The following is a 22,861-nucleotide window of genomic DNA, read 5'->3' on the forward strand; positions in this document are numbered from 1 at the left end:
CATGGCTCTGCCCTATCGTGGAATGTACGGTCCCTTCACACGTGAATTGCGGGTCTGCCGTGCATGAACTGTCGATTGCCCAGAGTGTGGTCGATGCCGTGTGCGAGAAGGCAGGGCCGCGACGCGTATGTGGTGTCCGACTCGAAGTGGGACGACTGTGTGCAGTTGTGCCTGATTCGCTTCTCTTCTGCTTCGACGTCGTGACGGCGGGTACTCGGGCCGAAGGCGCGAGTCTGCGCATCGACGAGATCGCGACGAGCGTGCGTTGCCGGGAATGCGGCGAGGTTTTCTCACCGCCGGACATGATCTTGCTCTGCCCCTGTGGCAGCGCCGACGTCGAGATCCTCGCCGGGCGTGAACTACGGATATTGTCGATGGAAGTGAGCTGATCATGTGCGCAACGTGCGGCTGCGGTGAGGGCGCGGGGGTGCGAATCTCCGGTGAATCGGGGCACAGTCAGGATCATGAGCACCCGCACGACCACGAGCACCCGCATAGTCACGATCATTCACACAGTCACGATCATTCACACAGTCACGAACATTCCCACAGCACGACCGTTGTTCTGGAACAACAGGTACTCGCCAAGAACGACGAAGTTGCCACCCGCAATCGCGAGTGGATGCGCCGGCGCCGGATTGCCGCACTCAATGTTATGAGTTCGCCGGGCGCGGGTAAGACAACGTTGCTGGTTCGCACGATCAACGACTTGCGCGGCCGATTTCCCGTTGCCGTTATCGAGGGCGACCAGGAGACTGCGCTCGATGCCGAGAGGATTCGGTCAACGGGATCTCCTGTCGTTCAGGTGAATACAGGTGCGGGCTGCCACCTGGATGCGGAAATGATCGATCGTGCCATTAACGTGAATCGCCCTCTCGACGATTCTCTTCTCTTGATCGAAAATGTGGGAAATCTAGTGTGTCCCGCACTTTTTGACCTCGGCGAGGAAGGCAAGGTTGTCCTAATTTCTACGCCGGAGGGTGCCGACAAGCCGATGAAGTATCCGCATATCTTTGCCGTCGCGGACCTCGTCATCGTCAACAAGATCGATTTGCTTCCCTATGTGGAATTTGACGTCGAGGCATGCATCCGTCAGGCAAAATTGCTGAATCCTGCTGTGCGCGTTGTTGTTTTGTCGGCAACGACGGGTGAGGGTTTGTCGCAGTGGTATGACTGGATCGATTCTCGAATGGCGCTTTCCTGAGTTGTCGTTGACAACTGATCTGCTCGGGTACTTAATGAAATGAGTGGGTGCCACGTTGCGGGCCGAATATCGGCTCGGGTGGTGTTCGATACCGGCGGCAGGAATCCGGTGGAACCAGACCCGGTGTAGCAAGTGGTGCCGTCGCACACGTGAAAGCGGCTGATATGACTACTCAGAATGCGACTGCGGACACCGCAGCAGCGAAGGCGGAAGAAACTCTCATCCATGTTCTGTGGATCAACGCCGGACTCAGTTGTGACGGCGATTCGGTGGCGTTGACCGCGGCCACGCAGCCGAGCATCGAAGAGATTGCACTCGGTGCGCTGCCCGGCTTGCCCCAGGTTGCGGTGCATTGGCCACTGATCGACTTCGAGTGTGGGCCAGAGGGCGGCGCCGACGATTTCCTGGAATGGTTCTGGAAGGCGGATCGGGGTGAACTCGATCCGTTTGTCCTTGTCGTCGAAGGGTCGATCCCGAACGAGAAACTGCACGACGAGGGCTACTGGTGCGGTTTCGGCAACAACCGCGAGACGGGGCAACCGGTCACGACCAGTGAGTGGCTGGACAGGCTGACCCCCAAAGCGACTGCGGTTGTTGCTGTCGGCACGTGCGCGACGTACGGCGGAATTCACGCCATGGCGGGAAATCCGACCGGCGCGATGGGCGTACCGGACTATCTGGGATGGACGTGGAAATCCAAGGCCGGTATCCCGATCGTCTGTGTGCCGGGATGCCCGATCCAACCGGACAATCTGTCGGAGACCCTGACCTATCTGTTGTACATGGCAACTGATCAAGCGCCGATGATTCCACTGGACGAATCGCTGCGACCACAATGGCTGTTCGGCGCGACGGTGCACGAGGGCTGTGATCGCGGTGGCTACTACGAGCAAGGAGAGTTTGCCACCGAATACGGTTCGCCCAAGTGCATCGTGAAACTGGGCTGTTGGGGTCCGGTCGTGAAATGCAATGTGCCCAAACGTGGTTGGATCAACGGAGTGGGTGGATGCCCCAACGTGGGCGGCATCTGCATCGGGTGCACCATGCCGGGGTTCCCGGACAAATTCATGCCGTTCATGGACGAACCACCCGGCGGCAAGCTTTCGTCCACCGCTGTGGGTATGTACGGCAGCGTGATTCACAGTCTGCGCCGGATCACCGGTCACACCTTGGACAAGGAACCGCATTGGCGCGAACGGGGTTCGAAGTTGCTCACCGGCGCCACTCGCACGTGGTGAACAACTCGAGATACATCGAAACTGGGAGGCACTGACATGACGGCCATCGTTCCCGAACCCACCTCTACCGCGGATCGTGACGGTCTGGTGGAGATGGCGTGGGATCCCATCACCCGCATCGTCGGAAGTCTGGGCATCTACACCAAGATCGACTTCGCGAACCGGGAAGTAGTGGAATGCCACAGCACGTCGTCGATCTTTCGCGGCTATTCCCTGTTCATGAAGGGGAAGGATCCGCGCGACGCGCATTTCATCACCAGTCGCATCTGCGGTATTTGTGGAGACAACCACGCGACGTGCTCGTGCTACACCCAGAACATGGCGTATGGCGTAAAACCACCGCATCTGGGCGAGTGGATAGTCAATCTCGGTGAAGCCGCAGAATACATGTTCGACCACAACATCTTTCAAGAGAATCTTGTTGCGGTCGACTACTGCGAGAAGATGGTGTCCGAGACCAATCCCGGTGTCCTGGCGCAGGCGGAGAACACCCGCTGCCGGCACGAGGATCAGCACGGCTACCGCACCATCGCCGACATCATGCGCACTCTCAATCCCTTCACCGGTGAGTTCTATCGTGAGGCCCTTCAGGTTTCACGCTCGACCCGTGAGATGTTCTGCCTGATGGAGGGCCGTCACGTCCACCCGTCGACGCTCTACCCGGGCGGCGTCGGAACAGTGGCCACCATCGAACTGATGACCGACTACATGACGCGGTTGATGCGCTACGTCGAGTTCATGAAGAAGGTCGTGCCCATGCACGACGATCTGTTCGACTTCTTCTACGAAGCCCTGCCCGGCTACGAGAAGGTAGGTCTGCGTCGGACTCTCCTCGGCTGCTGGGGGTCGTTCCAGGATCCGGAATTCTGTAATTTCGAGTACAAGGACATGACCGAGTGGGGACGCAAGATGTTCGTGACCCCCGGAATCGTGGTCGATGGCAAACTGATCACGACCGATCTGGTCGATATCAATCTCGGTATCCGAATCATGCTGGGCTCTTCGTATTACGAGGACTGGAAAGACCAGGAGATGTTTGTCGAGACCGACCCTCTCGGTAACGCGGTGGATCGGCGTCACCCCTGGAATCAGCACACCAACCCTCATCCGCAGAAGCGTGATCTGGAGGACAAGTACAGCTGGGTGATGTCGCCTCGATGGTTCGACGGCAAAGACAATCTTGCTCTCGATACCGGCGGCGGCGCACTCGCCCGCTTGTGGAGCACGGCGCTGGCGGAGTTGGTCGACATCGGCTACGTCAAGTCCACCGGACACAGCGTGCAGATCAATCTGCCCAAGACAGCGCTGAAGGGGCCGGTCACACTCGAGTGGCACATCCCCGAACACGGGAGCAACACGCTCGAAAGGAACCGTGCACGTACGTATTTCCAGGCATACGCGGCCGCATCGGCGTTACATTTTGCGGAGAAGGCTTTGGTGGAGATTCGCGCCGGCCGGACCAAGACGTGGGAATCGTTCGAAGTTCCGGACGAGGGTATCGGCTGCGGCTTCACCGAAGCCGTCCGCGGAGTTCTTTCCCACCACATGGTGATTCGGGACGGCAAGATTGCGAACTACCACCCGTACCCGCCAACTCCGTGGAACGCGAGCCCGCGTGACAGCTACGGCACTCCCGGGCCGTACGAGGATGCGGTGCAAGGTCAGCCGATCTTCGAGGAGAACGATCGGGACAATTTCAAGGGTATCGACATCATGCGCACAGTCCGCAGTTTCGACCCGTGCCTGCCGTGTGGCGTACACATGTATCTCGGTGGCGGTAAGACCATCGAGAAACTGCATTCGCCGACACAATCCGTGACGGGGGAGTAGCCCGTGGTGCACGGTGACAGGGAGCACGGTGACCGGGAGGGCGGTGAGAACGCGAGCGGTGCACCGCCTGGTGACTACTGGCGTGGAGCGGGCGAACGCATCGAAACTCTGTTGCAGGCCAGCGCAGGGGGCGGACCGGTAGCACGTGATCGTGCAGAGCAACTGGTGCGTGAAGTAGTGCAACTCTACGGCGCAGCTCTCGAACGCACTGTGCACCTTGCGGATTCCGCGATGGTAGATGAGATGACCCGTGACGACCTGATCTCGAGCCTTCTGCTCGTGCATGGCCTACATCCGCACGACGTGGAAACCCGCATACGTACGGCGCTGGACAGTGTGCGCCCGTACCTCGGGTCGCACGGCGGCGACGTCGAATTGATCGAGGTGACCGATGGTGTGGTGCGGTTGCGGCTGCTCGGCAGCTGCAACAGTTGTCCGTCGTCGTCCGTCACGCTCGAATCGGCCGTGCAGGACGCCGTGACGGCTGCGGCGCCCGAGACGAGCGGCATCGAGGTCGAGACCCCAACCGAACATGAGCCCAAAGCTGGTGTGATCTCGGCGCAGTCGCTGTTCTCGCACATCCACCACGACGCCGCCGGCCACTGGATCGGTGTGCCGGAGTTCGCCGAGGTCGGCGAAGGTGAGGTGGCAGGTTTTTGCGTCGAAGGCGCAGATCTGTTGGTATGCAGGCTCGGCGACACCCTGTACGCCTACCGCGATCACTGTCCGGTCTGTGATCGCTCGATGGCGGGGGCGATGCTGGAGCGAATGATGGGGCGACCCGCACGTAGCGGCGTGGTGCTGACCTGTCCGAACTGCGGCACTCACTACGACGTCCGAACTGCAGGCGCGCGCGTCGATGCCCGTGCCGGCGTTGATGCCGGGGCGGAACATCTTGCGCCCCTGCCGCTTCTGCCTCGCGACGGGATCCTGTCGGTGGCAGTGCCTGGCAGCGCTGCACCGGGAAGTTCAGCAGCTGACGTTCAGGTATCGGTGATGTAGTGGCAAAATCCACTGTGGGAGAGGTTCTCACGAGAATAGCGTCGGCGCGATCGGTACCAACCGGTCCGCGATGCGAGATGTGCGCGGTCGGCATCGGCGAGGACCATCAGCACGTCGTCGATGTCTCGGTGCGCGCCCTGATGTGCGTCTGTCGACCGTGTTACCTGCTTTTTGCCCCGGTGGACGCTGATCTGCGGTACAAGGCAGTTCCGGATCGATACGAGGAGCTCGACGATTTCGAGTTGGGCCCTGGTCGATGGGAATCGCTGGAAATTCCGGTGAATCTGGCGTTCTTCTTCCGCAATTCCGTGTTGGACAAATTCATCGCGTTTTATCCCGGTCCGGCGGGGGCCACGGAATCCGAGCTACCCATCGATGCTTTCGAGGCGGTGCTGCGGGAGAATCCGCGAACGAGCACGATGCGAGCCGATGTCGAAGCCCTGATCGTTCACGTTGTTCCGGGCGAGGTGGCTCCCCGATGTTTCATTGTGCCGATCGACGCCTGTTACGAGTTGGTAGGGCGATTGCGGAAGGTGTGGCGCGGTTTCGACGGCGGCCAGGATGCGCACACCGAGATCGCGGAGTTCTTCCACAGAGTCGAGGAACGGTCGCGATGACCGCCTTGGAGTTCTCCGTCGTGGACATCATGGTCGACCCGTACGCGGTGACCCCCAATCTCGTAGTGAAACTGAAGATTTCGGAGTCCACCGGAACACCTGTCCGGGCGCTGGCCGTGCGAGCACAGGTTCGGATCGAACCACACCGACGGCCGTACTCCGCATCTGAAGAAGACGCGCTGCTCGATTTGTTCGGTCGGCGTGAACGTTGGTCGAGTACGCTACGAACCTTCCTCTGGATGGAATGCTCGACGGTGGTCCAGGGGTTCTCAGGAGTCACGGTCGCCGATCTTCCTATGCCGTGTACGTACGACGTCGCGGTGACCGCATCCAAGTACATGCATGCCCTGCAGGACGGCACGGTGCCGGTAGTCGTGCTACTGAGCGGCACCGTCTTCACCGACGGCAGTCGCGGATTCTCGGTCGAGCAAATTCCGTGGGACAGATCGGCGTCGTACGAGATGCCGGTGGCCACGTGGAAGCACATGATCGAGACGCATTACCCGGGTTCGGGTTGGGTACGCCTCGATCATGACACCATTGCCGAACTCACCCGGTTCAAAGCCACACACGGTTACACCGACTTGGAATCCACGGTCGGCGCGCTCTTGGCGGGGATCGAGGTGCCGCGATGACACACGCGGGTGTCGACCATGACGTTCGAGCCGTAGCCGACGCGATCCTGTACGAGGGGTACCTGCTCTACCCGTACCGGGCGAACTCGGGAAAGAACCAGTCCCGCTGGCAGTTCGGTGTGCTCGGTCCACCGGGGGCATCAGAGTTGGGTGTCGGTGAGCAATCAGGGATGTCGGCCCAAGCCGTCGTGGCCGCAGATGCCGGCGATCTGCGTTTCACGTTGCGGTTTCTCCACCTTCAGCGCCGAACTGTCCAACGACGTATCGATCCGGACGGCTGGGAATCAGTGCATCACGTGACTTCCGGTGACCACGAATGGATTTCGTGGGACGAAGCAAGTGAATGTGAGATCGAGTCGGGTCCGCACCGGCTCACGGACCTCGGCGAAGGGCGAAGCCTGGCTTTCGAGGCTCCGGCCTTTTCGGAGATCGAATCGATCCTGGATGCGACCGGCGCATCTATCGGTCGGATTGTGCGCACCCGGGCTGCGCTGTCCGGACTCGTTGATCTTCGGGCTGTGTCGGGGAGGCCTGATCAGGTTGTGCTGTCGATGGATGTTCGAAACACCACCGCGATCGTGGCCGTCGACAAGCATTCGGCGCCGGCGTATTCCATGCTCGGGGCGCATGTGATCATGCAGTGCGATACGCCGTCGTTCATCTCGCTTTTCAGCGTGAATGACGAGCAGACACACGAATACCCGTTGATTCAAGATCGGTGCTATCCGGTGTTGGCCGGTACCCCGAATCCAGCGTTGCCGGACCGATCGACCACAGTTCTGGTATCGCCGATCATTCTGTACGACTTTCCCGTGATCGCGGGGCAAAGTGAAGGATCGCTGTTCGATTCCACCGAAATCGACGAGATCCTGTCGCTGCGCATTCTGACGATGACGGACGAGGAGAAAGCGCAGGCGCGGGCGACAGATCCGAAAGCCGCCGAGATCATCGATCGTTGTGAGGCCCTGACACCCGAAGGGTTTGCCGACCTTCACGGAGTGCTTCGTGATCCTCATGCCGGGCAGGAAGACGGGCAGGGAAACTCGGCTCCCATGCTTCCCGAAGTGCCAGACGGTGTCGACTGGTGGTCGCCCGAGGCCGATACGAGGGTGTCGCCGCGAATCGACGGCATCTTGGTGGGCGGTGTGCGGATAGCCGGGGGAAGCACCGTACGCGTGCATCCGTCGCGGCGGGCCGACGCTCAGGACCTGTTTTTCGACGGCAAGCTCGCTCGCGTTGCCACCATCCACGAAGACGTGGACGGCGACATTCACGTAGGGGTGACGCTGCTCGACGATCCCGCGGCCGACCTGCACAACTGGTACGGCCGCTATCTGTATTTTGCTCCGGACGAGGTGGAACCGGTGCCCGGAGCGCAGACGCAGAGCAATCGAGAGGAGAACACACAATGAGGGGCATGGGAATGCTGTCGACGGTACTTCTCGGCGCAACAGCGATCGCTGCGGCCGTCGTGTTGGTGGTGTCGATGCCGGATATTCAACGGTATCTACGGATGCGAAAGATGTAGTCACGCATGCGCGTTCTGGTTGCGGGTGTCGGGAATATCTTTCTCGGCGACGACGGGTTCGGGCCCGAAGTCGTGCGGGTGCTGCAACAGGAGCAACTGCCGGCGGGAGTGCAGTTGGTGGACTACGGAATTCGAGGGGTGCACCTGGCCTACGACCTTCTGGAATCGTGGGAGGCCTTGGTGCTGATCGACGCGCTGCCGCCGAGCGGGAAACCCGGCGCGGTCGAGGTATTCGAGCTGGAGGCCGAAAGGGATGACAGCACGGCAAGGTTCGACGCGCATTCGTTGGATCCGAACTCCGTGTTCTCCAGTCTGCGGGCGCTCGGTGGAACAGCGCCGCGAACGTTTGTCGTTGGTGCGCACGTCGAATCGGTGGACGAGGGGATGGGATTGACACCACAGGTTCAGGCTGCCGTGAGCGGCGCCGCGTCAGTTGTCATGGGCCTTGTCAGGTCGATGGCGGCGGACGCCGCAACCGCTGATCAGGGGGCATGACCATGTGCCTGGGTATCCCTGGACGCGTCGTGGCGCTGCTCGACGGATACGGCGGACAACTGGCGCTCGTCGATGTGGAAGGTGCGGCGCGCAAGGTGAATATCGGGATGCTCGATGAGAATACAGTCGGCGCTGGTGACTGGGTTGTCATCCATATGGGCTTTGCCGTCGAGAAGGTGGACGCGACCGGCGCTGCCGAGGCGCTTGCGGGTTTGGAGCTGATGGGTCGATCGCGTCCCGCGACCGAGGGCGAGGGCGGGGGCGAGCCATGATCACCGCCATCCGACTTCATGTTCAGGGGGTGGTGCAGGGAGTCGGATTCAGACCATTCGTGTATTCACTCGCAACCGAATTGGGGCTGACGGGCACGGTGGGCAACTCGCCGCGAGGAGTGGTGATCGACCTCGAAGGCGAGGATCTATCGCTCGCGGAGTTCGCGACAGTACTGCGGGTGCGCCAGCCGCCGTTGGCCAGGATCGACTCGGTGGAGTGCGTGCCTGCTCAGGCGTGTGGGCGGGCCGGGTTTCGGATCGTGGACACGGACACGACGACTGCAGGGCGGACGTTGGCACCGCCTGATGTTGCGACCTGCGACGATTGCCTGCGCGAGATGGCCGACCCGGGGAACAGGCGGTATCGGCATCCGTTCATCACGTGCACCAACTGTGGTCCACGGTTCACGATCATCGAGGAACTTCCGTACGACCGGGCAGCGACAACGATGCGCGGGTTTCCGATGTGCTCGGAATGCGCGGCCGAGTACGCCGATCCACGTAATCGTCGCTTTCATGCGCAGCCGATTGCGTGTCCGCAGTGTGGCCCGACCCTGACCTTCGTCGATACAGACGCAGATGCTGCTGCCGTGCCCGTGAACGGCGAAAATGCCGTACACCGGGCGCGAGAGTTTTTGCGCGACGGCAAGATTGTTGCAGTCAAAGGCATCGGGGGGTATCACCTGGCGTGTGATGCCCGAAACGAGTCGGCAGTACAGGAACTACGAGCTCGTAAGCGCCGCCGCGGTAAGCCGCTTGCCGTGATGGTGCGAGATATCAACGGTGCGTACGCGGTGGGACGGGTCAACGAGACGCAGTCGCGGGCGCTGACCGAATGCTCGCGTCCGATCGTGTTGGTGGACAAGGCGTCGAAGTACGACCTTGCGCCTTCGGTCGCGCCGGGAATCCCGGATATCGGAATTATGCTGGCGTACAACCCGATCCAGAACCTCCTGCTCGGTCTTCCCGGTGATGCGGCTGGGCCGACAGCGCTGGTGATGACGTCGGCGAACCTCGGTGGTGAACCAATCCTGTTCCGCGGCACTGATCTGGAAAGAGTGTCCGCGCTCGCAGACAGTGTCCTGACCCACGATCGCCCGATTCGGGTGCCGTGCGACGATTCCGTCCAGCGTGTAGTCGACGGCCGCCGAGTGATGCTTCGCCGTTCCCGCGGATATGCACCTTTGCCGATCGAACTGCCATTGGACGTCGCACCGATTCTGGCGGTGGGCGCAGATCTGAAGAACACCTTCGTGATTGCCGACGGAACGTCCGCCTGGCCGAGTCAACATATCGGAGACATGGGTGATGTCGCCGTGTTGGACGGGTTCGCGGCGGCCCGGACACACTTCGAATCGATTACCGGCGTCACCCCGAGTCAGGTTGTGTGCGACGAACATCCCCGGTACCACTCGTCGGCGTGGGCCAGAAGGCATGCGGCGGGACGGCCGGTGCGCACTGTGGGACATCATCACGCGCATATCGCTGCGGTGATGGGTGAGAACGGCTGTGACGGCTCCGAACCTGTTATCGGAATGGCCTTCGACGGAACGGGCTACGGAGCGGACGGAGCGGTGTGGGGCGGGGAGATGCTGCTCGCCACGTACAAAGGTCTCCGTCGTCTAGCGCATCTCGGGTACGTAGCGCTGCCGGGCGGTGACGCCGGCGTGGAACGTCCGTACCGCATGGCGATGTCGCACCTGCGTTCGGCGGGAATCGGCTGGGACAGTGAGCTTCCACCAGTTGCAGCGTGTTCGGCTCGTGAACGCTCCGTCCTCGGTCATCAGCTGGAGACGGGATTCGGCTGTGTGGAGACTTCCAGTATGGGGCGGCTTTTCGATGCCGTTGCCGCACTTGCCGGTGTCCGCCAAAGTGTGGAGTACGAGGCTCAGGCAGCAATCGAATTGGAAGGTATATCCCGGGGAATCGACTGCGGCAGTGAGTACTACGTGTTCGGTGAACGCGAAGATGCCGGCGGGTCGTGGATCGCCGATCCCGGTCCGGTCATACGTTCCGTGGTTGACGACTTACGGAACGGTGTGTCGGCAGGTGTGATCGGTGCGCGCTTCCACGAGAGTGTTGCGCGTTTGGTAGTGACCTGGGCGCAGGCAGCGCGCGCCGCAGCCGGCGTCGACGACGTTGCCTTGAGTGGCGGTGTCTTCCAGAATCCGTTACTCCTGGCGCGGGCGCGGGTACTGCTGTCAGACGCTGGATTCCGCCCGCTGACGCACCACGAGTTACCGCCGAACGACGGTGGTCTTGCGTACGGCCAAGTGCTGGTCGGGAGTTCGCGATGAAGTCAGGAGGGTAGCCATGTGTTTAGCCGTACCGGGACGTATCGAATCGCTCGAGGATCGTGACGGAACCACGATGTCCGTCGTCAACTTCGGGGGAGTCCGCAAAGAGGTGTGCCTCGAGTACATTCCGGGCGCCGCGGTCGGAGAGTACGTCGTTGTTCACGTCGGGTTCGCGATTCAGAGGCTCGACGAGGAATCAGCACAACGCACACTTGCGGAGTTCGAGCACCTCGGCGTGCTCGACGAGGAGTTCGGCGACGGATTTGCTCGCGCAGCCAAGGCTCTGGGAGTCGATCAGAAGGAGAATCAATCATGAAGTATCTGGACGAATTCTCCGACCCCGAGTTGGCCGGTAAATTACTCGATCAGATTCGCACACTCGCTACCCGCCGATGGGCGATCATGGAAGTCTGTGGTGGCCAGACGCATTCGATCATCCGCCACGGAATTGACCAATTGCTGCCCGAGCAGATCGAGATGATTCACGGGCCGGGGTGCCCGGTCTGTGTGACGCCGCTCGAGATCATCGACAAAGCGCTCGAGATCGCCGCCCGCCCGGACGTGATCTTCTGCTCGTTCGGTGACATGTTGCGAGTACCAGGTAGTGCGTCCGACCTCTTTCGGATCAAGAGTGCTGGTGGTGATGTGCGCGTGGTCTATTCGCCGCTCGACGCGCTGACCATCGCGAAGGAGAATCCGGACCGGGAGGTCGTGTTCTTCGGGATCGGGTTCGAAACCACTGCGCCCGCAAACGCGATGACTGTGTATCAGGCGTACCGACTCGGCATCAAGAACTTCTCGTTACTTGTCTCCCACGTGCTCGTCCCGCCCGCGATGGCGGCGATCATGGACTCCCCGGAGTGTCGGGTGCAGGCGTTTCTCGCCGCAGGTCACGTGTGCAGTGTGATGGGAACATCGGAGTACCCCGCTCTGGCAGAGAAGTACCGGGTGCCTATCGTCGTCACGGGGTTCGAACCCCTCGATTTGCTCGAGGGCATCAGAAAGACCGTGCTGCAGTTGGAAACCGGCAGGCACGAGGTGGAGAACGCCTATGCCCGGGCTGTGACGGCCCAGGGAAATGTGGCAGCCAAGGCGATGCTCGACGATGTGTTCGTAGTATCCGACCGGACGTGGCGCGGTATCGGTCCCATCCCGGACAGCGGTTGGCAGTTGGCGCCGAAGTATGCGGAATTCGATGCGGAACAAAGATTCTCGGTAACCGACATTCACACCGACGAGTCATCGGTGTGCCGTTCCGGAGAAGTTCTCCAAGGCTTGATCAAGCCGAACGAGTGCGCTGCCTTCGGGAAGGAGTGCACGCCGCGTAATCCGTTGGGGGCCACCATGGTCTCGTCCGAAGGTGCGTGCGCCGCCTACTACCTGTACCGACGCTTGGAACTGCAGGAGGCGGGTCATGGGAGCTGACAACAGTGCGGTGGTGGACCCTGGGGCGTGGGTCTGCCCGCTGCCGCTCCGTGATTCGCCGAACATCGTCATGGGACACGGCGGTGGTGGCGCGATGTCCGCCGAGCTGATCGAGCACTTGTTCCTGCCCGCATTCGGCGACGCGGCCGACGCGGAACTCGGCGACTCCGCGGTGCTCGACATCGGCGGCGTTCGGGTGGCGTTCTCGACGGACTCATACGTGGTCAAACCGATGGTGTTTCCGGGTGGAAACATCGGCGATCTGGCCGTGAACGGCACGGTCAACGATCTTGCCATGGCCGGCGCGCAACCACTGGCCATGTCGACCGCCTTCATTCTCGAGGAGGGGACACCGCTCGCCGACATAGCCACGGTGGCGGCCACGCTTGGCGACGCGGCTCGCTCAGCCGGAGTGCGTCTGGTGACCGGCGACACCAAGGTGGTCGACGCCGGTCACGGCGACGGAGTCTTCGTGAACACTGCGGGCATCGGCATCGTGCCAGCTGGTGTCGACATACGGCCGAACCGGGCCGAGGTCGGTGATGCCGTGATCGTCAGTGGTGACATCGGAGTTCACGGCGTGGCGGTGATGAGTTGCCGGGAGGGTCTGGAGTTCGGAACCGAGGTGCGCAGCGACTGCGCCGCACTGAACGGCCTGGTTGCGGACATGATCGCCACCGGCGCGGACATCCACGTCCTTCGTGACCCGACTCGCGGCGGAGTTGCAGCGACGCTCAACGAGATTGCCCAGGCGTCGAATGTCGGCGTTGCGATCGTGGAACGGAACCTGCCGATTCCCGACGCCGTTCGGGATGCCTGTGGATTGTTGGGTCTGGATCCGCTGTACGTGGCCAACGAAGGCAAATTGGTTGCGTTTGTCGCACCCACCGACGTCGATCTCGTGCTCGATGCCATGCGTGGACACCCGTTGGGAAGGGGGGCAACGGTGATCGGGGAGTGCGTGAGCGCGCACTCCGGAATGGTGGTTGCCCGAACCGCGCTTGGTGGCAATCGGGTAGTGGATCTCCCTGCTGGTGAACAGCTTCCGCGGATCTGTTGATGACCGGCGTTCACGTTAGCGGCCCGGCTCTGTTTGCGAGGTACGCATATCCGCCGAACGAATTGGGGTATTGCGGAGCCGACGATCCGTCGGCGCTCTTGCGTCAGGCGGCCGGAACGGTGACAGAGCAGGACCGAGGCCGAGCGCAACAGTTCGACGGTGCGTGGCCGTATCTCGAGGCACTGGCCCGGGCATCGGGCGTGGACGACCCACTCGACCCACGCGTGATCGAGGCTTACTGGTTGGGTGGGTCGCTGCTGGATTCGGTGAACTCGGAAGAGTTGGTGGCGCACCTACGGCATGAATTCGGGACGCGCAACGACGGAGGGTTGCTCCCAGATCTGGATCGCCGAGATCGCGCTCTTGCGCATCACAGTTTCCACGTTCTTGCCGTGTATCCGTGGGTGCGCCTTCTGCGGAAGCACGGTGCGGTGCCACTGTCCATCCTCCAGAACTGCCGAATCAGGTGGGGCGAAGTACGTGAAGTAGGTGACGAGTATGCCGAGGTGGAGTCCTCGCCGCTCGCGTTCGACGGTAACCGACTGACCCGCGGTCCGAAGGCGATCGAACACGTGCGGTGGAACGTCGACGGCATTCCACTTGCTCCCGCTCCGGTGCGAGGGAACGTGGTAGCGCTGCACTGGGATTGGCTGTGCGACAGCATTTCGGTGAAGCAAGCCGAGGCCTTGGATCACGCCGAAGAGGCGGCACTCGAGATCGTCAACCTGCGACTGCGGGAGCGCAGAATGTAGGCGCGTCAGGCGGTGCTAGTCCAACGATGCACAGGCAGTGCACCACGGGCGACCGTCGACGCCGTCACTTCGATCCGAAGGGTCGATGCGCGCGGCAAGGATGCAGCTCTCGTTGTCGTGGTAGACGTCGAGATCGGAAGGAACCGTCGAGTGGAACGCCGGGACCTTCATGTGCACCTCCGTTGTGGCTCGTCAGGATTCGAGCCGAATGGGCTAATGATCGCACCCTGGGCATCATTTCGCTCGGCGGGTGGCACGACCAGGTGGGGTGCTTTGTCTCACCGGGCATCCGATGTGTGACTCTGCCCTCTGCTCCGACGGCGCGCGCCGACGGGCGATCCCGCGGGGATAGGCTGAACACATGCGCGGAGAGTACAAGGTTCCTGGTGGCAAGCTCGTTGCAGTCGATGTCGAGGTCGAGGACGGGCAGCTGTCCGACGTAGCGGTTTCCGGCGATTTTTTCCTCGAGCCGGACAGCGCGCTGGATGACATCAACGGAGCGCTGACGGGTATGCCGGCCGATGCCAACGTGGAACAGCTGGCGGACGCCATCATCGCGACGCTCGACGAGTCTGTGTCGATGATCGGGTTCACTGCGGAGTCGGTCGGCATCGCGATTCGCCGCGCGCTCGGTCATGCCACCAGCTGGGCGGACCACACATTCGACGTCATTTCGCCGGCGGTCCTCGATCCCGCGATGCACGTTGCGCTGGACGAGGTCATCGCGCGCGAGGTGGTGTCCGGTGAGCGTCCGGCCACTTTGCGTTTCTGGGACTGGGATTCGCCGCTGGTCGTGATCGGCTCGTTCCAATCCGTACGCAATGAAGTCGACTCGGAAGCTGCTGCGCGCCACGGTATCGGTGTTGTGCGCCGGATCTCAGGCGGCGGTGCGATGTTCATGGAACCGGGTAACTGCATCACGTATTCGTTGGTGGTACCCGCGTCGTTGGTGGAGGGGCTGAGTTTCGAACGGTCGTACGCCTTCCTGGACCAGTGGGTGATGGGCGCGCTTGCCGAAGTCGGAATCACCGCGCGCTACGTACCGCTCAACGACATCGCCTCGGACAAGGGCAAGATCGCCGGCGCAGCCCAGAAGCGGTTCGCCGACGGCACAGTCGTTCATCACGTGACGATGGCCTACGACATCGACGCGGAGAAGATGACGCAGGTTCTGCGAATCGGCCGAGAGAAGATGTCCGACAAGGGAACCAAGAGCGCGGCCAAACGAGTGGACCCGCTCCGCTCTCAGACCGGAATGACACGCGCCGCGATCCTGACAGCGTTCGAGAATTACTTCCGATCGCAGCACGACACCCGCACCAGTACCTACACCGAGGCAGAGTTGGCGCAGGCGCGTGAGCTGGTGGAGACCAAGTTCAGCACCGAGAAGTGGACGCACCGCGTGCCGTAGGGTGCGTCCACCTCGAGCTGTTTTCAACCAAGTTATGCGGTGTGAGGAGCGGGTTGCTCTTCGGTGGACGGAGAGTCGCCTGCTGCTGCACTGCGACGCGTCACGGTGAATGTTGCAGCGACACAGAGTATTGCGACGACGAAGCACGCCAGCGTGTACCAGAGATTCCCGATCGGGTCTCCGTTGCTGGTCGAACCGTCGACGGCACCGAAGAAATCGGGTAGGGCGCTGGCCCAGAGAACGGCCATGATGCACAGGTACACCACGCTGTAGTACTGGACAAACCTGTTGGTGTACGGGGGCGCGTCAGACGGCTGCGTACGCAACCGGGTCCACTGGCGGATCAGCAGTGTTATCGCGACAACCGAGAGGATCACCAGCTCCGCTGCGTAGAGCACTCCTCGGACCGTGTCGCTGCCCGCGCCGAAGACTGTCGCGGGCAACGGCAGGATGAACGTGCCCACTGAGGCCAGGACGCCGATGACGATTGTGCGCCAAACCAATTGGAGCCCGGTGAAGTGTTGGCCGTCGTCGACGTGGCGGCCAACGAAGAACTGGACGCAGAATGCCAGCGACATCGGCCACAAGGCTGCGAACACAACAACGCTCGGCAGTGGGACGGCGTCGAACATCGGTTGGTTGATCGGGTTGGCTGTCGACCATTCCCACCACCGAAGCTGCGGTCCGAGATGGTCGAAGATCTCGTAGAACGCGTGGTGAACGAAGCCCACGCAGACTGCGCCGGCGAGCACACCGTACCGACGGAAAACGCCCAGCATCTTGACGATTTCGAAGGCCAGCGTTGCCATCAGCGGATAGATCGCGATGATGTAGAGGGGGAGTCTGCCCCACAGGAAATCGACGGTGAACACGTTGTGCGCGAACATCGTATCCACGTGCTTCTCGATGCCGAAGGCCGCGGGAAAGTACAGCGGCGGTTCGATGATGAACAGATAGGCGGTGGCGCCGAACCAGAGTACGAGATTGGTGGGATCGCCGTTTCGCCGCAAGCGCACGATCGCGAGAACCAGAGCGAGCACCGAGCCGATGATGATGGTCCACTCGAGAACCGGCAGAGTCCAGTTCTCCAGCCCGAAGGGATTGCGGATTTCGACCAACCCACCCGCTTCTGCGCAGGAGAAGCCGAGTTCCGTGGCGAGTTGATCGAAAGTGGGGGAACAGAGGTCAGCCATTGTTCGACCGCCCTGTGCTCTTCGATCCTGTGCTGTTCGATTCAGCTGTATACCAGCGGGTTACGTCGTATCCGGCTTCGAAACGTTCGAACCACACGTCGGCCAGTGCGGGCAAGTTCTCGGTGGCGGGGTTGTGCTTGGGCAGTTGGCTGCGGATAACTCCCCGCAGCGCGGTGAGTTGCTCGCCGAGCGGCAATACGTCGAACGCGCGAGACATCGGACCGTTGTCCTGCGCCTCGAGCCCGGGTAAACGCTTGCGAAGAAACTGCATGTTGCGATACGACGCGAACATGGCCATCGCGTCGACCTGCCGATCTTCGCGCGGCACATGCTTGTTGAAGCCCAGGGAGGCCAGCCTGATCACTTTCATGACGTGCCGGAAAATTGACGGTGCCATGCGCATCCGATAGAGGTCGCTGCCGACGACGGAGTCGAAGATGATGAGGGCGGAACTTCGGTGTTCGACTTCCTCGACGAAGTGCCAGATGAACAGCGACGCAACCCTGTCGTCGCCGGGGCGGAAAAGTGCAGATTCGTTGTCGAGCATCAGCTTGAACACCGAGGTGAAGGTTGCTTCGAGGTCGGCGGTGTATGCCAGTCGGTAGTTCACCGACGTTTCTGCAGTGAGTTTGTCGAACTCGCCGACCACGTCGTCGAGAGTTTCCTGCAGGCCGGGATATCGCCTGATCAAGCCCTTGACGTGTTGGCGATGTGCCGAGGAATGCTGTCCCTCTTGGCGCATGAACGCGTCGGCTTCCTCGGCAACTGCGCGATCCGTCAACAGCGGTTTGGTTTGCATGATGAGCTTGACGATCATCTTCTCGAAACCGATGGCCAGGAAAGAGACGGCATTGGCCATGCTCGAGAAGGCCGGATTCTCCTCGTTCCACAGGAAGGGGACGTCGTAGTCCTCGAAAGCAAAATTCATCTTTCGCACGTGTAGATCAGTCACTTCTCGAAACCTCGTCTTTCCGGACGGTCGGGTAGGTGGCTGCCCGGATGCCCCGATAGCCACGCTCTGAATGTGACCATACACAGATTAGCGTTTGTGTATGGTCACAATTCCGTCATGCGCACAGAATTGGTGTCGACTGGCAGTGTTAGCCTGGGTTTCTCGATTCGAGTGAGGAATACAGGCAGTGGCGCGAAGACGTGGGTGGGGCGGAAATCCGCCAGTCGACGATGACGACGCAACTCGTCGAATCGTCACCGCGGCAGTCGATTTGATCGGGCGAACGGGCTCGGCAATCAGCATCGCCGATATCGCGGAGTCGCTGGGCGTGATCCGTCAGACGGTGTATCGGTACTTTCCCAACTCCGACGCCCTGATGCGCGCAGCGGCAATCGCATCGGTCGCCGGATTTCTAGATCGGCTCACTGCCCATGTGAGCGGCATCGAAGATCCCGTCGACGCGATGACCGAAGGCGTTGTCTACACACTGACCGAAGTCCGCAGAATCCCACATCTTGGCATCTTGCTGACGGGAACGTACTCGAACCTTCACCCCGACGGTCTCACATCGGATGAGGCTCAGGCCTTCGGAATTGCGATGATCAACCGCTTCGACGTCGATTGGAAGAAGTACGGCTACGACGACGCTGCTCTTCGGGAACTCGTCGAATACGTCCTGCGCACGATGCAGTCGTTTTTCATATCCCCCGGTAATCCACCTCGGAGCGACGACGAACTACGGCAATACCTGCGCCGTTGGATGGGCGCTGGGATCACTGCACAACCACAGCCCTAGATCACGGTCAGTACGATCGCTCCGGCGCAGGAAAGAACGACAACGATGATCGCCAGCAGGTCAGCTCGACGCGGACGCTTCGGATAGGCGGCGATCAATCCCGTTCCGCCGCGTGCGGAGATGGCTTCACCCATTTCGGCGGATCTCCGGATCGCCACCGACATCGTGGTGGTGATCAGATCGATAATCGTGTTGTCGGACGCGCTGTGCACCACGCCTTTCGGCCGGAGTCGGCGAGCCGCGGCCAGCGTGAGCATTTCCTCGATCAGGAGGGGGAGTGAGCGAATGCAGAGCGCCGCGGCTGTTGCCCACTCGTCCACCGGGATTCGTAGGAACCGCAGCGGACGTCCGAGTGTCGCCAGTGCGGGTGCGACGTCGCTCATCGAGGTGGTCCAGGCCAACATCAGTGACGCGCACAGCAATATGATTCCGAAGGTGACTGCCCGAAGGTAGAGGTACACGGCGTCGAGACCGATCGGGAGATTGACCAGGGCGCCGCCCAGCAGTAGCAGCCATATCCACCACGGTGGGCGCGGGATTGCCGTCGGTGGAATGTGGCCGATCGCGGCAGTAATGACGAGCAGTCCGGTGATCACGGCAATGGACGGCCACGACGGCGCGATCACCATGACAAGGCTGATGAGAACCACGGCAATGATCTTCGTGCCGGCCCATAGTCGGTGGATCGGTGAGGTGGTGGGAACTTCGCGCAGGAGTGTGGTCATCGCCGGGTCTCTTCCAGTGTGACGGGACTTTCGGTCAGGACACCGTCAGCGAGATGAATTGTCCTGCTGCACACGCCATCCATGCCGTCGACGTCATGGGAAATCACGACCAGTGCGGTGCCGTTGCGCCTGATCCAGGTCAGGACATTCATGATGGCCGCTCGCCCGGGTGGGTCGAGGCCTGCGAGGGGTTCGTCGAGGATGAGCATCTGGGGCTGTCGGACGAGCAGACCGGCGAGCACCACTCTGCGCATCTGCCCGCCACTGAGTTGATCGATGCTGCGGCTGGCAATGCGACGATCAAGTCCGACAGCGTCGAGTGCCCAGGAAACCTGCGTCGACCCGATTTCGGGCCCACCGGCGGCCTCGATGTCTTCGGAGACGGTTCGACGTTGCAGTTGCAGCCGCGAGTGTTGGAAGGTCAAGCCCACCGAACCCACCTGCCGGGCAATCGGTTTGCCGTCGAACAACGCCGTGCCCGACGTGGGTACCGTCAAGCCGGCCATGATCCAGGCCAGTGTGGATTTTCCGGAGCCGTTGCCGCCCAGGACCAGTACGCCGTCACCTGAGCCGATGGTCAGATTGACGTCGGACAACGCGGTGCGCGACCACGGAGTCCGATTGTTGTAGGTGTGCGAGAGGTTCTTGATTTCGAGCAGGGCTTTGGTGCTGCGCGGCCAGTAGGTGGGAACTGTCGGCGCTCCGGTGCCGACCATCCAGCCCGGCTCATGTTCGATCTGCCGGCCGTTCTCGAGCTGGATAACCCGGTCTGCTTGGCGGGTGTCTGCCTGATGATGGGTGACAAGAACAACGGCCATATTGTGCCGACGGGGGAGAGCTGTGAGCAGCTCCACCAGTTCTTCTCGTCCGGTGCGATCGACCATCGCGGTGGCTTCGTCGGCGATGAGCAACGCGGGACGACGCGCGAGGGCAGCGGCGACAGCAAGGCGTTGCATCTCGCCACCCGAGAGTGACGACGTTTCACGCATCGCCATTCCGCCCAGCCCGACTTCGGTCAAGAGCGCCTCGATGTCCGGAACATGCTCGGGTTGCAGGCCCCACACCACGTCGTCGGCGACGCGCGTTCCGAGGATCTGGCTTTCGGGTCGCTGCAAAACCACCGCCGTACCGTCGCGATGTCCGAGTCCCGCAGCGCCAGGTCGAACCAGGAGTCCGGTGGACGGTGCCCGGCCGGCGAGAAGGCGCGTCAAGGTCGATTTTCCGGAACCGTTGTGCCCGACGACGGTGACAAATTCGCCGCGGTCGATCGAGAAGTTGATATCCGTCAACGCCGGCGACGAAGAACCCGGGTAGGTGAAGCCGACGTGTTCGAGCGTCAACGGCAACGGGTTGATCGACCGGTCGTCGGGCGTCGTGGCCAGCGGATCCACCGTGGGAAGCGCGGCCAACCGATCGAGAACTGCGCCGAGAACGAAGTAGGAGACGACGGTGCTGATGATGATGCCCAGCGTCGCGGATGCGGCGATCCAGAGCCACCAGTAATCGATGATGGCTCCGATACTGCTTTCGATCGCATCCGCGATCCCGATGAAGTACGGAAATCTTCTGAGAATTTCCGCGACGCCGCGAGCCGTGTTGTCGAGTGAATCCAACAACAGATTTCGTAGCGGCGAGAGAATGAGCAGCAGAACTATCGAGAACAGGGCCAGAATCGGCCCGACAACGAACGACGCCAGTAGCGCGGAAAAGAATCCGCGCCCCCGCCTTTTTACGTTGCCGATAATTCCGCCCAGTAGGGCGCACAGCGCAACGGCTGAGGCAGAACCGGAGCCGGCGGCAACAAACGCGACTGCGGTGGCCGCAACCCCGGAGGCGACCACAGCGCGGATTCTGAACCGCTGAGCAACGATCCCCATCGGAACGGCCGCAACAAGGTGGAGAGCACTCGCCAGAGGAATAACTGTCGCGATGACGGAAAGAGCGACCGTGAATCCGGCCATCACGGCACCGGTCGCCACCTCGAGTGGACGCAAGTTGCCGGTTGGCTGAATTTCTGGGCGGTTGCTCACCAACTCCAGTGTGCCAGTCGTGACGAAACTCCTGTTGCACTGATGGTGAGCCCATCTGCCCGGTTGCGTAGGCTTTACCCCACAACAATGCATCGGACGGAGCGTGGAAGACGTGAGTGCAGCACCCATCAGGGTTGGGGTTCTGGGAGCCAAGGGCAAGGTCGGCCAGGCAATCTGCGCAGCAGTCGAGGCTGCCGCTGATCTGGAACTGGTTGCGCAGGTAGATACCGGCGATCCGATCGAGACGTTTGTCGACACCCGCACTCAGGTCGTGGTCGACTTCACACATCCCGATGTCGTGATGGGAAACCTGGAGTTTCTCGTAGCCAATCGCATTCACGCCGTGGTCGGCACCACAGGTTTCGACGAGAGTCGGCTGGCTGCGGTGCAGTCGTGGGTCGACGCCCAGCCCACCACAGGCGTCCTGATCGCCCCGAACTTCGCGATCGGTGCTGTGCTGTCTATGCGCTTCGCGGCTGCCGCAGCTCGGTTCTTCGATTCCGTCGAAGTTATCGAACTGCACCATCCCCATAAGGCTGACGCGCCGTCCGGCACCGCGTACCGCACTGCGGCGATGATCGCCGCGGCGCGCGCCGAAGCTGGTGTCGGTCCCAGTCCTGACGCCACGACCACTGAACTCGACGGTGCCCGCGGCGCCGATGTAGACGGTGTGCGCGTGCATTCGGTGCGCATGGCCGGGATGGTCGCGCACCAGGAGGTCATTCTGGGCACGCAGGGCGAGACGCTCACCATCCGTCACGATTCCATCGACCGAAACTCCTTTGCACCGGGCGTCCTGCTCGGCGTTCGCCAGATCGCGTCTCGCCCCGGCCTTACCGTCGGTATCGATTCGTTCCTGGATTTGTGAGCACTACGGGCCTGTGAGTACCAAGAACATGAACAACAAAACCACCCGCACGCTCATCTTGATCACGGCGATCTGTATTGCCTTGGCGGTGTACTTCGTGCTGCTGGGCCAACGCGGAATTCAGCTCATCCAAGACGGCGGCGGCGTGGCCATCGGCCTGGGAATCGGTGTGCTCATCCTGCCGTTCCTGGGACTGTGGCTGGTGATCGCAACATTGCGAGCGGGATTCACCCATCAGCGCCTGGCTCAGCAGATCCACGACGAAGGCTTGGCCGTCGACGCGTCGACGCTCCCGAAATTGCCGTCGGGCCGGATCGAGCGCGCAGCAGCCGACGAGTTGTTCGCGACGGTCAAAGTTGACTGGGAAGCTGATCCCGACAACTGGAAGCAGAACTTCCGTCTTGCCCGCGCCTACGACTACGCGGGTGACCGAAGCCGTGCCCGCGAAACCATGCGCCGGGCAGTGGAATTGGAACGACGCGAGCGCGGCAAGTAGACCCGTCTACTCCGGAACCGCGAGCGCGGCAAGTA

25 protein-coding genes are annotated in these 22,861 nt (G+C 61.6%); 20 read left to right on the top strand and 5 right to left on the bottom strand.

Annotated elements, in window-relative coordinates:
• The first annotated feature begins 59 nt into the window (after positions 1 to 59).
• The 16 genes from R4P64_RS15290 (at position 60) to R4P64_RS15360 (ending at position 14,355) form a co-directional block, all read left to right on the top strand.
• A complete protein-coding gene (locus R4P64_RS15290; RefSeq protein ID WP_172935313.1) occupies positions 60 to 389 on the top strand; it encodes a hydrogenase maturation nickel metallochaperone HypA in 330 nt (109 codons plus the stop codon).
• Positions 390 to 391: 2 nt separating this feature from the next.
• Positions 392 to 1,204, top strand: a complete 813-nt coding sequence (gene hypB / locus R4P64_RS15295; protein ID WP_287162382.1) for a hydrogenase nickel incorporation protein HypB — start codon at positions 392 to 394, stop codon at positions 1,202 to 1,204.
• 164 nt (positions 1,205 to 1,368) lie between these two features.
• On the top strand, positions 1,369 to 2,442 hold the full coding sequence (locus R4P64_RS15300) for a hydrogenase expression protein HypE (protein ID WP_033234895.1): 1,074 nt from the start codon (positions 1,369 to 1,371) through the stop codon (positions 2,440 to 2,442).
• A 36-nt stretch (positions 2,443 to 2,478) separates the two neighbouring features.
• Complete coding sequence (locus R4P64_RS15305; RefSeq protein WP_045067307.1) at positions 2,479 to 4,272, top strand: nickel-dependent hydrogenase large subunit; 1,794 nt, start codon at positions 2,479 to 2,481, stop codon at positions 4,270 to 4,272.
• 111 nt (positions 4,273 to 4,383) lie between these two features.
• On the top strand, positions 4,384 to 5,274 hold the full coding sequence (locus R4P64_RS15310; protein ID WP_172935603.1) for a NifU family protein: 891 nt from the start codon (positions 4,384 to 4,386) through the stop codon (positions 5,272 to 5,274).
• Between the two features lie 14 nt (positions 5,275 to 5,288).
• Positions 5,289 to 5,891, top strand: a complete 603-nt coding sequence (locus tag R4P64_RS15315) for a DUF5947 family protein (protein WP_084702856.1) — start codon at positions 5,289 to 5,291, stop codon at positions 5,889 to 5,891.
• Positions 5,888 to 6,526 (top strand): DUF6084 family protein, encoded by a 639-nt coding sequence (locus R4P64_RS15320; RefSeq protein ID WP_317821540.1) that lies wholly within the window; start codon positions 5,888 to 5,890, stop codon positions 6,524 to 6,526. Before R4P64_RS15315 ends, R4P64_RS15320 begins: the two co-directional genes overlap by 4 nt.
• Positions 6,523 to 7,938, top strand: a complete 1,416-nt coding sequence (locus R4P64_RS15325) for a hypothetical protein (protein WP_317821542.1) — start codon at positions 6,523 to 6,525, stop codon at positions 7,936 to 7,938. The genes R4P64_RS15320 and R4P64_RS15325 overlap by 4 nt, the downstream gene beginning before the upstream one ends.
• Complete coding sequence (locus tag R4P64_RS34005; RefSeq protein ID WP_371851312.1) at positions 7,935 to 8,054, top strand: DUF6893 family small protein; 120 nt, start codon at positions 7,935 to 7,937, stop codon at positions 8,052 to 8,054. The genes R4P64_RS15325 and R4P64_RS34005 overlap by 4 nt, the downstream gene beginning before the upstream one ends.
• A 6-nt stretch (positions 8,055 to 8,060) precedes the next feature.
• Positions 8,061 to 8,549, top strand: coding sequence for a hydrogenase maturation protease (locus R4P64_RS15330; RefSeq protein ID WP_033234889.1), 489 nt, complete (start codon positions 8,061 to 8,063; stop codon positions 8,547 to 8,549).
• Between the two features lie 2 nt (positions 8,550 to 8,551).
• A complete protein-coding gene (locus tag R4P64_RS15335) occupies positions 8,552 to 8,821 on the top strand; it encodes a HypC/HybG/HupF family hydrogenase formation chaperone (RefSeq protein WP_317821631.1) in 270 nt (89 codons plus the stop codon).
• Positions 8,818 to 11,118 carry a carbamoyltransferase HypF gene (gene hypF, locus R4P64_RS15340; RefSeq protein WP_317821545.1) on the top strand — a complete coding sequence of 767 codons (2,301 nt, stop codon included), beginning with the start codon at positions 8,818 to 8,820 and terminating at the stop codon, positions 11,116 to 11,118. Before R4P64_RS15335 ends, hypF begins: the two co-directional genes overlap by 4 nt.
• A 16-nt stretch (positions 11,119 to 11,134) precedes the next feature.
• Positions 11,135 to 11,434, top strand: coding sequence for a HypC/HybG/HupF family hydrogenase formation chaperone (locus tag R4P64_RS15345; protein WP_033234887.1), 300 nt, complete (start codon positions 11,135 to 11,137; stop codon positions 11,432 to 11,434).
• Entirely contained in the window at positions 11,431 to 12,543 is a 1,113-nt protein-coding gene (hypD, locus tag R4P64_RS15350) for a hydrogenase formation protein HypD (protein WP_141486003.1), read from the top strand. Before R4P64_RS15345 ends, hypD begins: the two co-directional genes overlap by 4 nt.
• Entirely contained in the window at positions 12,533 to 13,603 is a 1,071-nt protein-coding gene (gene hypE / locus R4P64_RS15355; RefSeq protein ID WP_045067318.1) for a hydrogenase expression/formation protein HypE, read from the top strand. The genes hypD and hypE overlap by 11 nt, the downstream gene beginning before the upstream one ends.
• Positions 13,603 to 14,355 carry a DUF6390 family protein gene (locus R4P64_RS15360; RefSeq protein ID WP_033234884.1) on the top strand — a complete coding sequence of 251 codons (753 nt, stop codon included), beginning with the start codon at positions 13,603 to 13,605 and terminating at the stop codon, positions 14,353 to 14,355. The genes hypE and R4P64_RS15360 overlap by 1 nt, the downstream gene beginning before the upstream one ends.
• Before the next feature lie 15 nt (positions 14,356 to 14,370).
• Here R4P64_RS15360 and R4P64_RS15365 read toward each other — a convergent pair whose 3' ends face one another.
• The gene (locus R4P64_RS15365) at positions 14,371 to 14,526 is read right to left on the bottom strand and encodes a hypothetical protein (protein ID WP_187328581.1); all 156 of its coding nucleotides are present in this window, start codon (positions 14,524 to 14,526) and stop codon (positions 14,371 to 14,373) included.
• A gap of 190 nt (positions 14,527 to 14,716) precedes the next feature.
• On the opposite strand from R4P64_RS15365, the gene R4P64_RS15370 reads away from it, so the two are divergent.
• Positions 14,717 to 15,766 (top strand): biotin/lipoate A/B protein ligase family protein, encoded by a 1,050-nt coding sequence (locus tag R4P64_RS15370; protein ID WP_317821551.1) that lies wholly within the window; start codon positions 14,717 to 14,719, stop codon positions 15,764 to 15,766.
• Between the two features lie 32 nt (positions 15,767 to 15,798).
• Here R4P64_RS15370 and R4P64_RS15375 read toward each other — a convergent pair whose 3' ends face one another.
• Entirely contained in the window at positions 15,799 to 16,959 is a 1,161-nt protein-coding gene (locus tag R4P64_RS15375; protein WP_141486000.1) for a hypothetical protein, read from the bottom strand.
• Positions 16,952 to 17,911 (bottom strand): metal-dependent hydrolase, encoded by a 960-nt coding sequence (locus R4P64_RS15380; protein ID WP_141485999.1) that lies wholly within the window; start codon positions 17,909 to 17,911, stop codon positions 16,952 to 16,954. The genes R4P64_RS15375 and R4P64_RS15380 overlap by 8 nt, the downstream gene beginning before the upstream one ends.
• Positions 17,912 to 18,098: 187 nt before the next feature.
• Here R4P64_RS15380 and R4P64_RS15385 point away from each other — a divergent pair, with 187 nt between their 5' ends.
• Positions 18,099 to 18,707: a TetR/AcrR family transcriptional regulator gene (locus tag R4P64_RS15385; protein ID WP_092808457.1), complete on the top strand. Its 609-nt coding sequence runs from the start codon at positions 18,099 to 18,101 to the stop codon at positions 18,705 to 18,707.
• Here R4P64_RS15385 and R4P64_RS15390 read toward each other — a convergent pair.
• On the bottom strand, positions 18,704 to 19,432 hold the full coding sequence (locus R4P64_RS15390) for an energy-coupling factor transporter transmembrane component T family protein (RefSeq protein WP_092808456.1): 729 nt from the start codon (positions 19,430 to 19,432) through the stop codon (positions 18,704 to 18,706). The genes R4P64_RS15385 and R4P64_RS15390 overlap by 4 nt on opposite strands.
• Entirely contained in the window at positions 19,429 to 21,462 is a 2,034-nt protein-coding gene (locus tag R4P64_RS15395) for an ATP-binding cassette domain-containing protein (protein ID WP_317821555.1), read from the bottom strand. Before R4P64_RS15395 ends, R4P64_RS15390 begins: the two co-directional genes overlap by 4 nt.
• Before the next feature lie 103 nt (positions 21,463 to 21,565).
• Here R4P64_RS15395 and dapB point away from each other — a divergent pair, with 103 nt between their 5' ends.
• Positions 21,566 to 22,330, top strand: a complete 765-nt coding sequence (gene dapB, locus R4P64_RS15400) for a 4-hydroxy-tetrahydrodipicolinate reductase (protein WP_092808454.1) — start codon at positions 21,566 to 21,568, stop codon at positions 22,328 to 22,330.
• Between the two features lie 28 nt (positions 22,331 to 22,358).
• Positions 22,359 to 22,826, top strand: a complete 468-nt coding sequence (locus R4P64_RS15405) for a hypothetical protein (RefSeq protein WP_033234876.1) — start codon at positions 22,359 to 22,361, stop codon at positions 22,824 to 22,826.
• The last annotated feature ends 35 nt before the right edge of the window (positions 22,827 to 22,861 follow it).

The organism is Rhodococcus sp. IEGM 1366 (genome assembly GCF_033142425.1).
In the GTDB taxonomy this organism is placed as follows: domain Bacteria; phylum Actinomycetota; class Actinomycetes; order Mycobacteriales; family Mycobacteriaceae; genus Rhodococcus_F; species Rhodococcus_F globerula.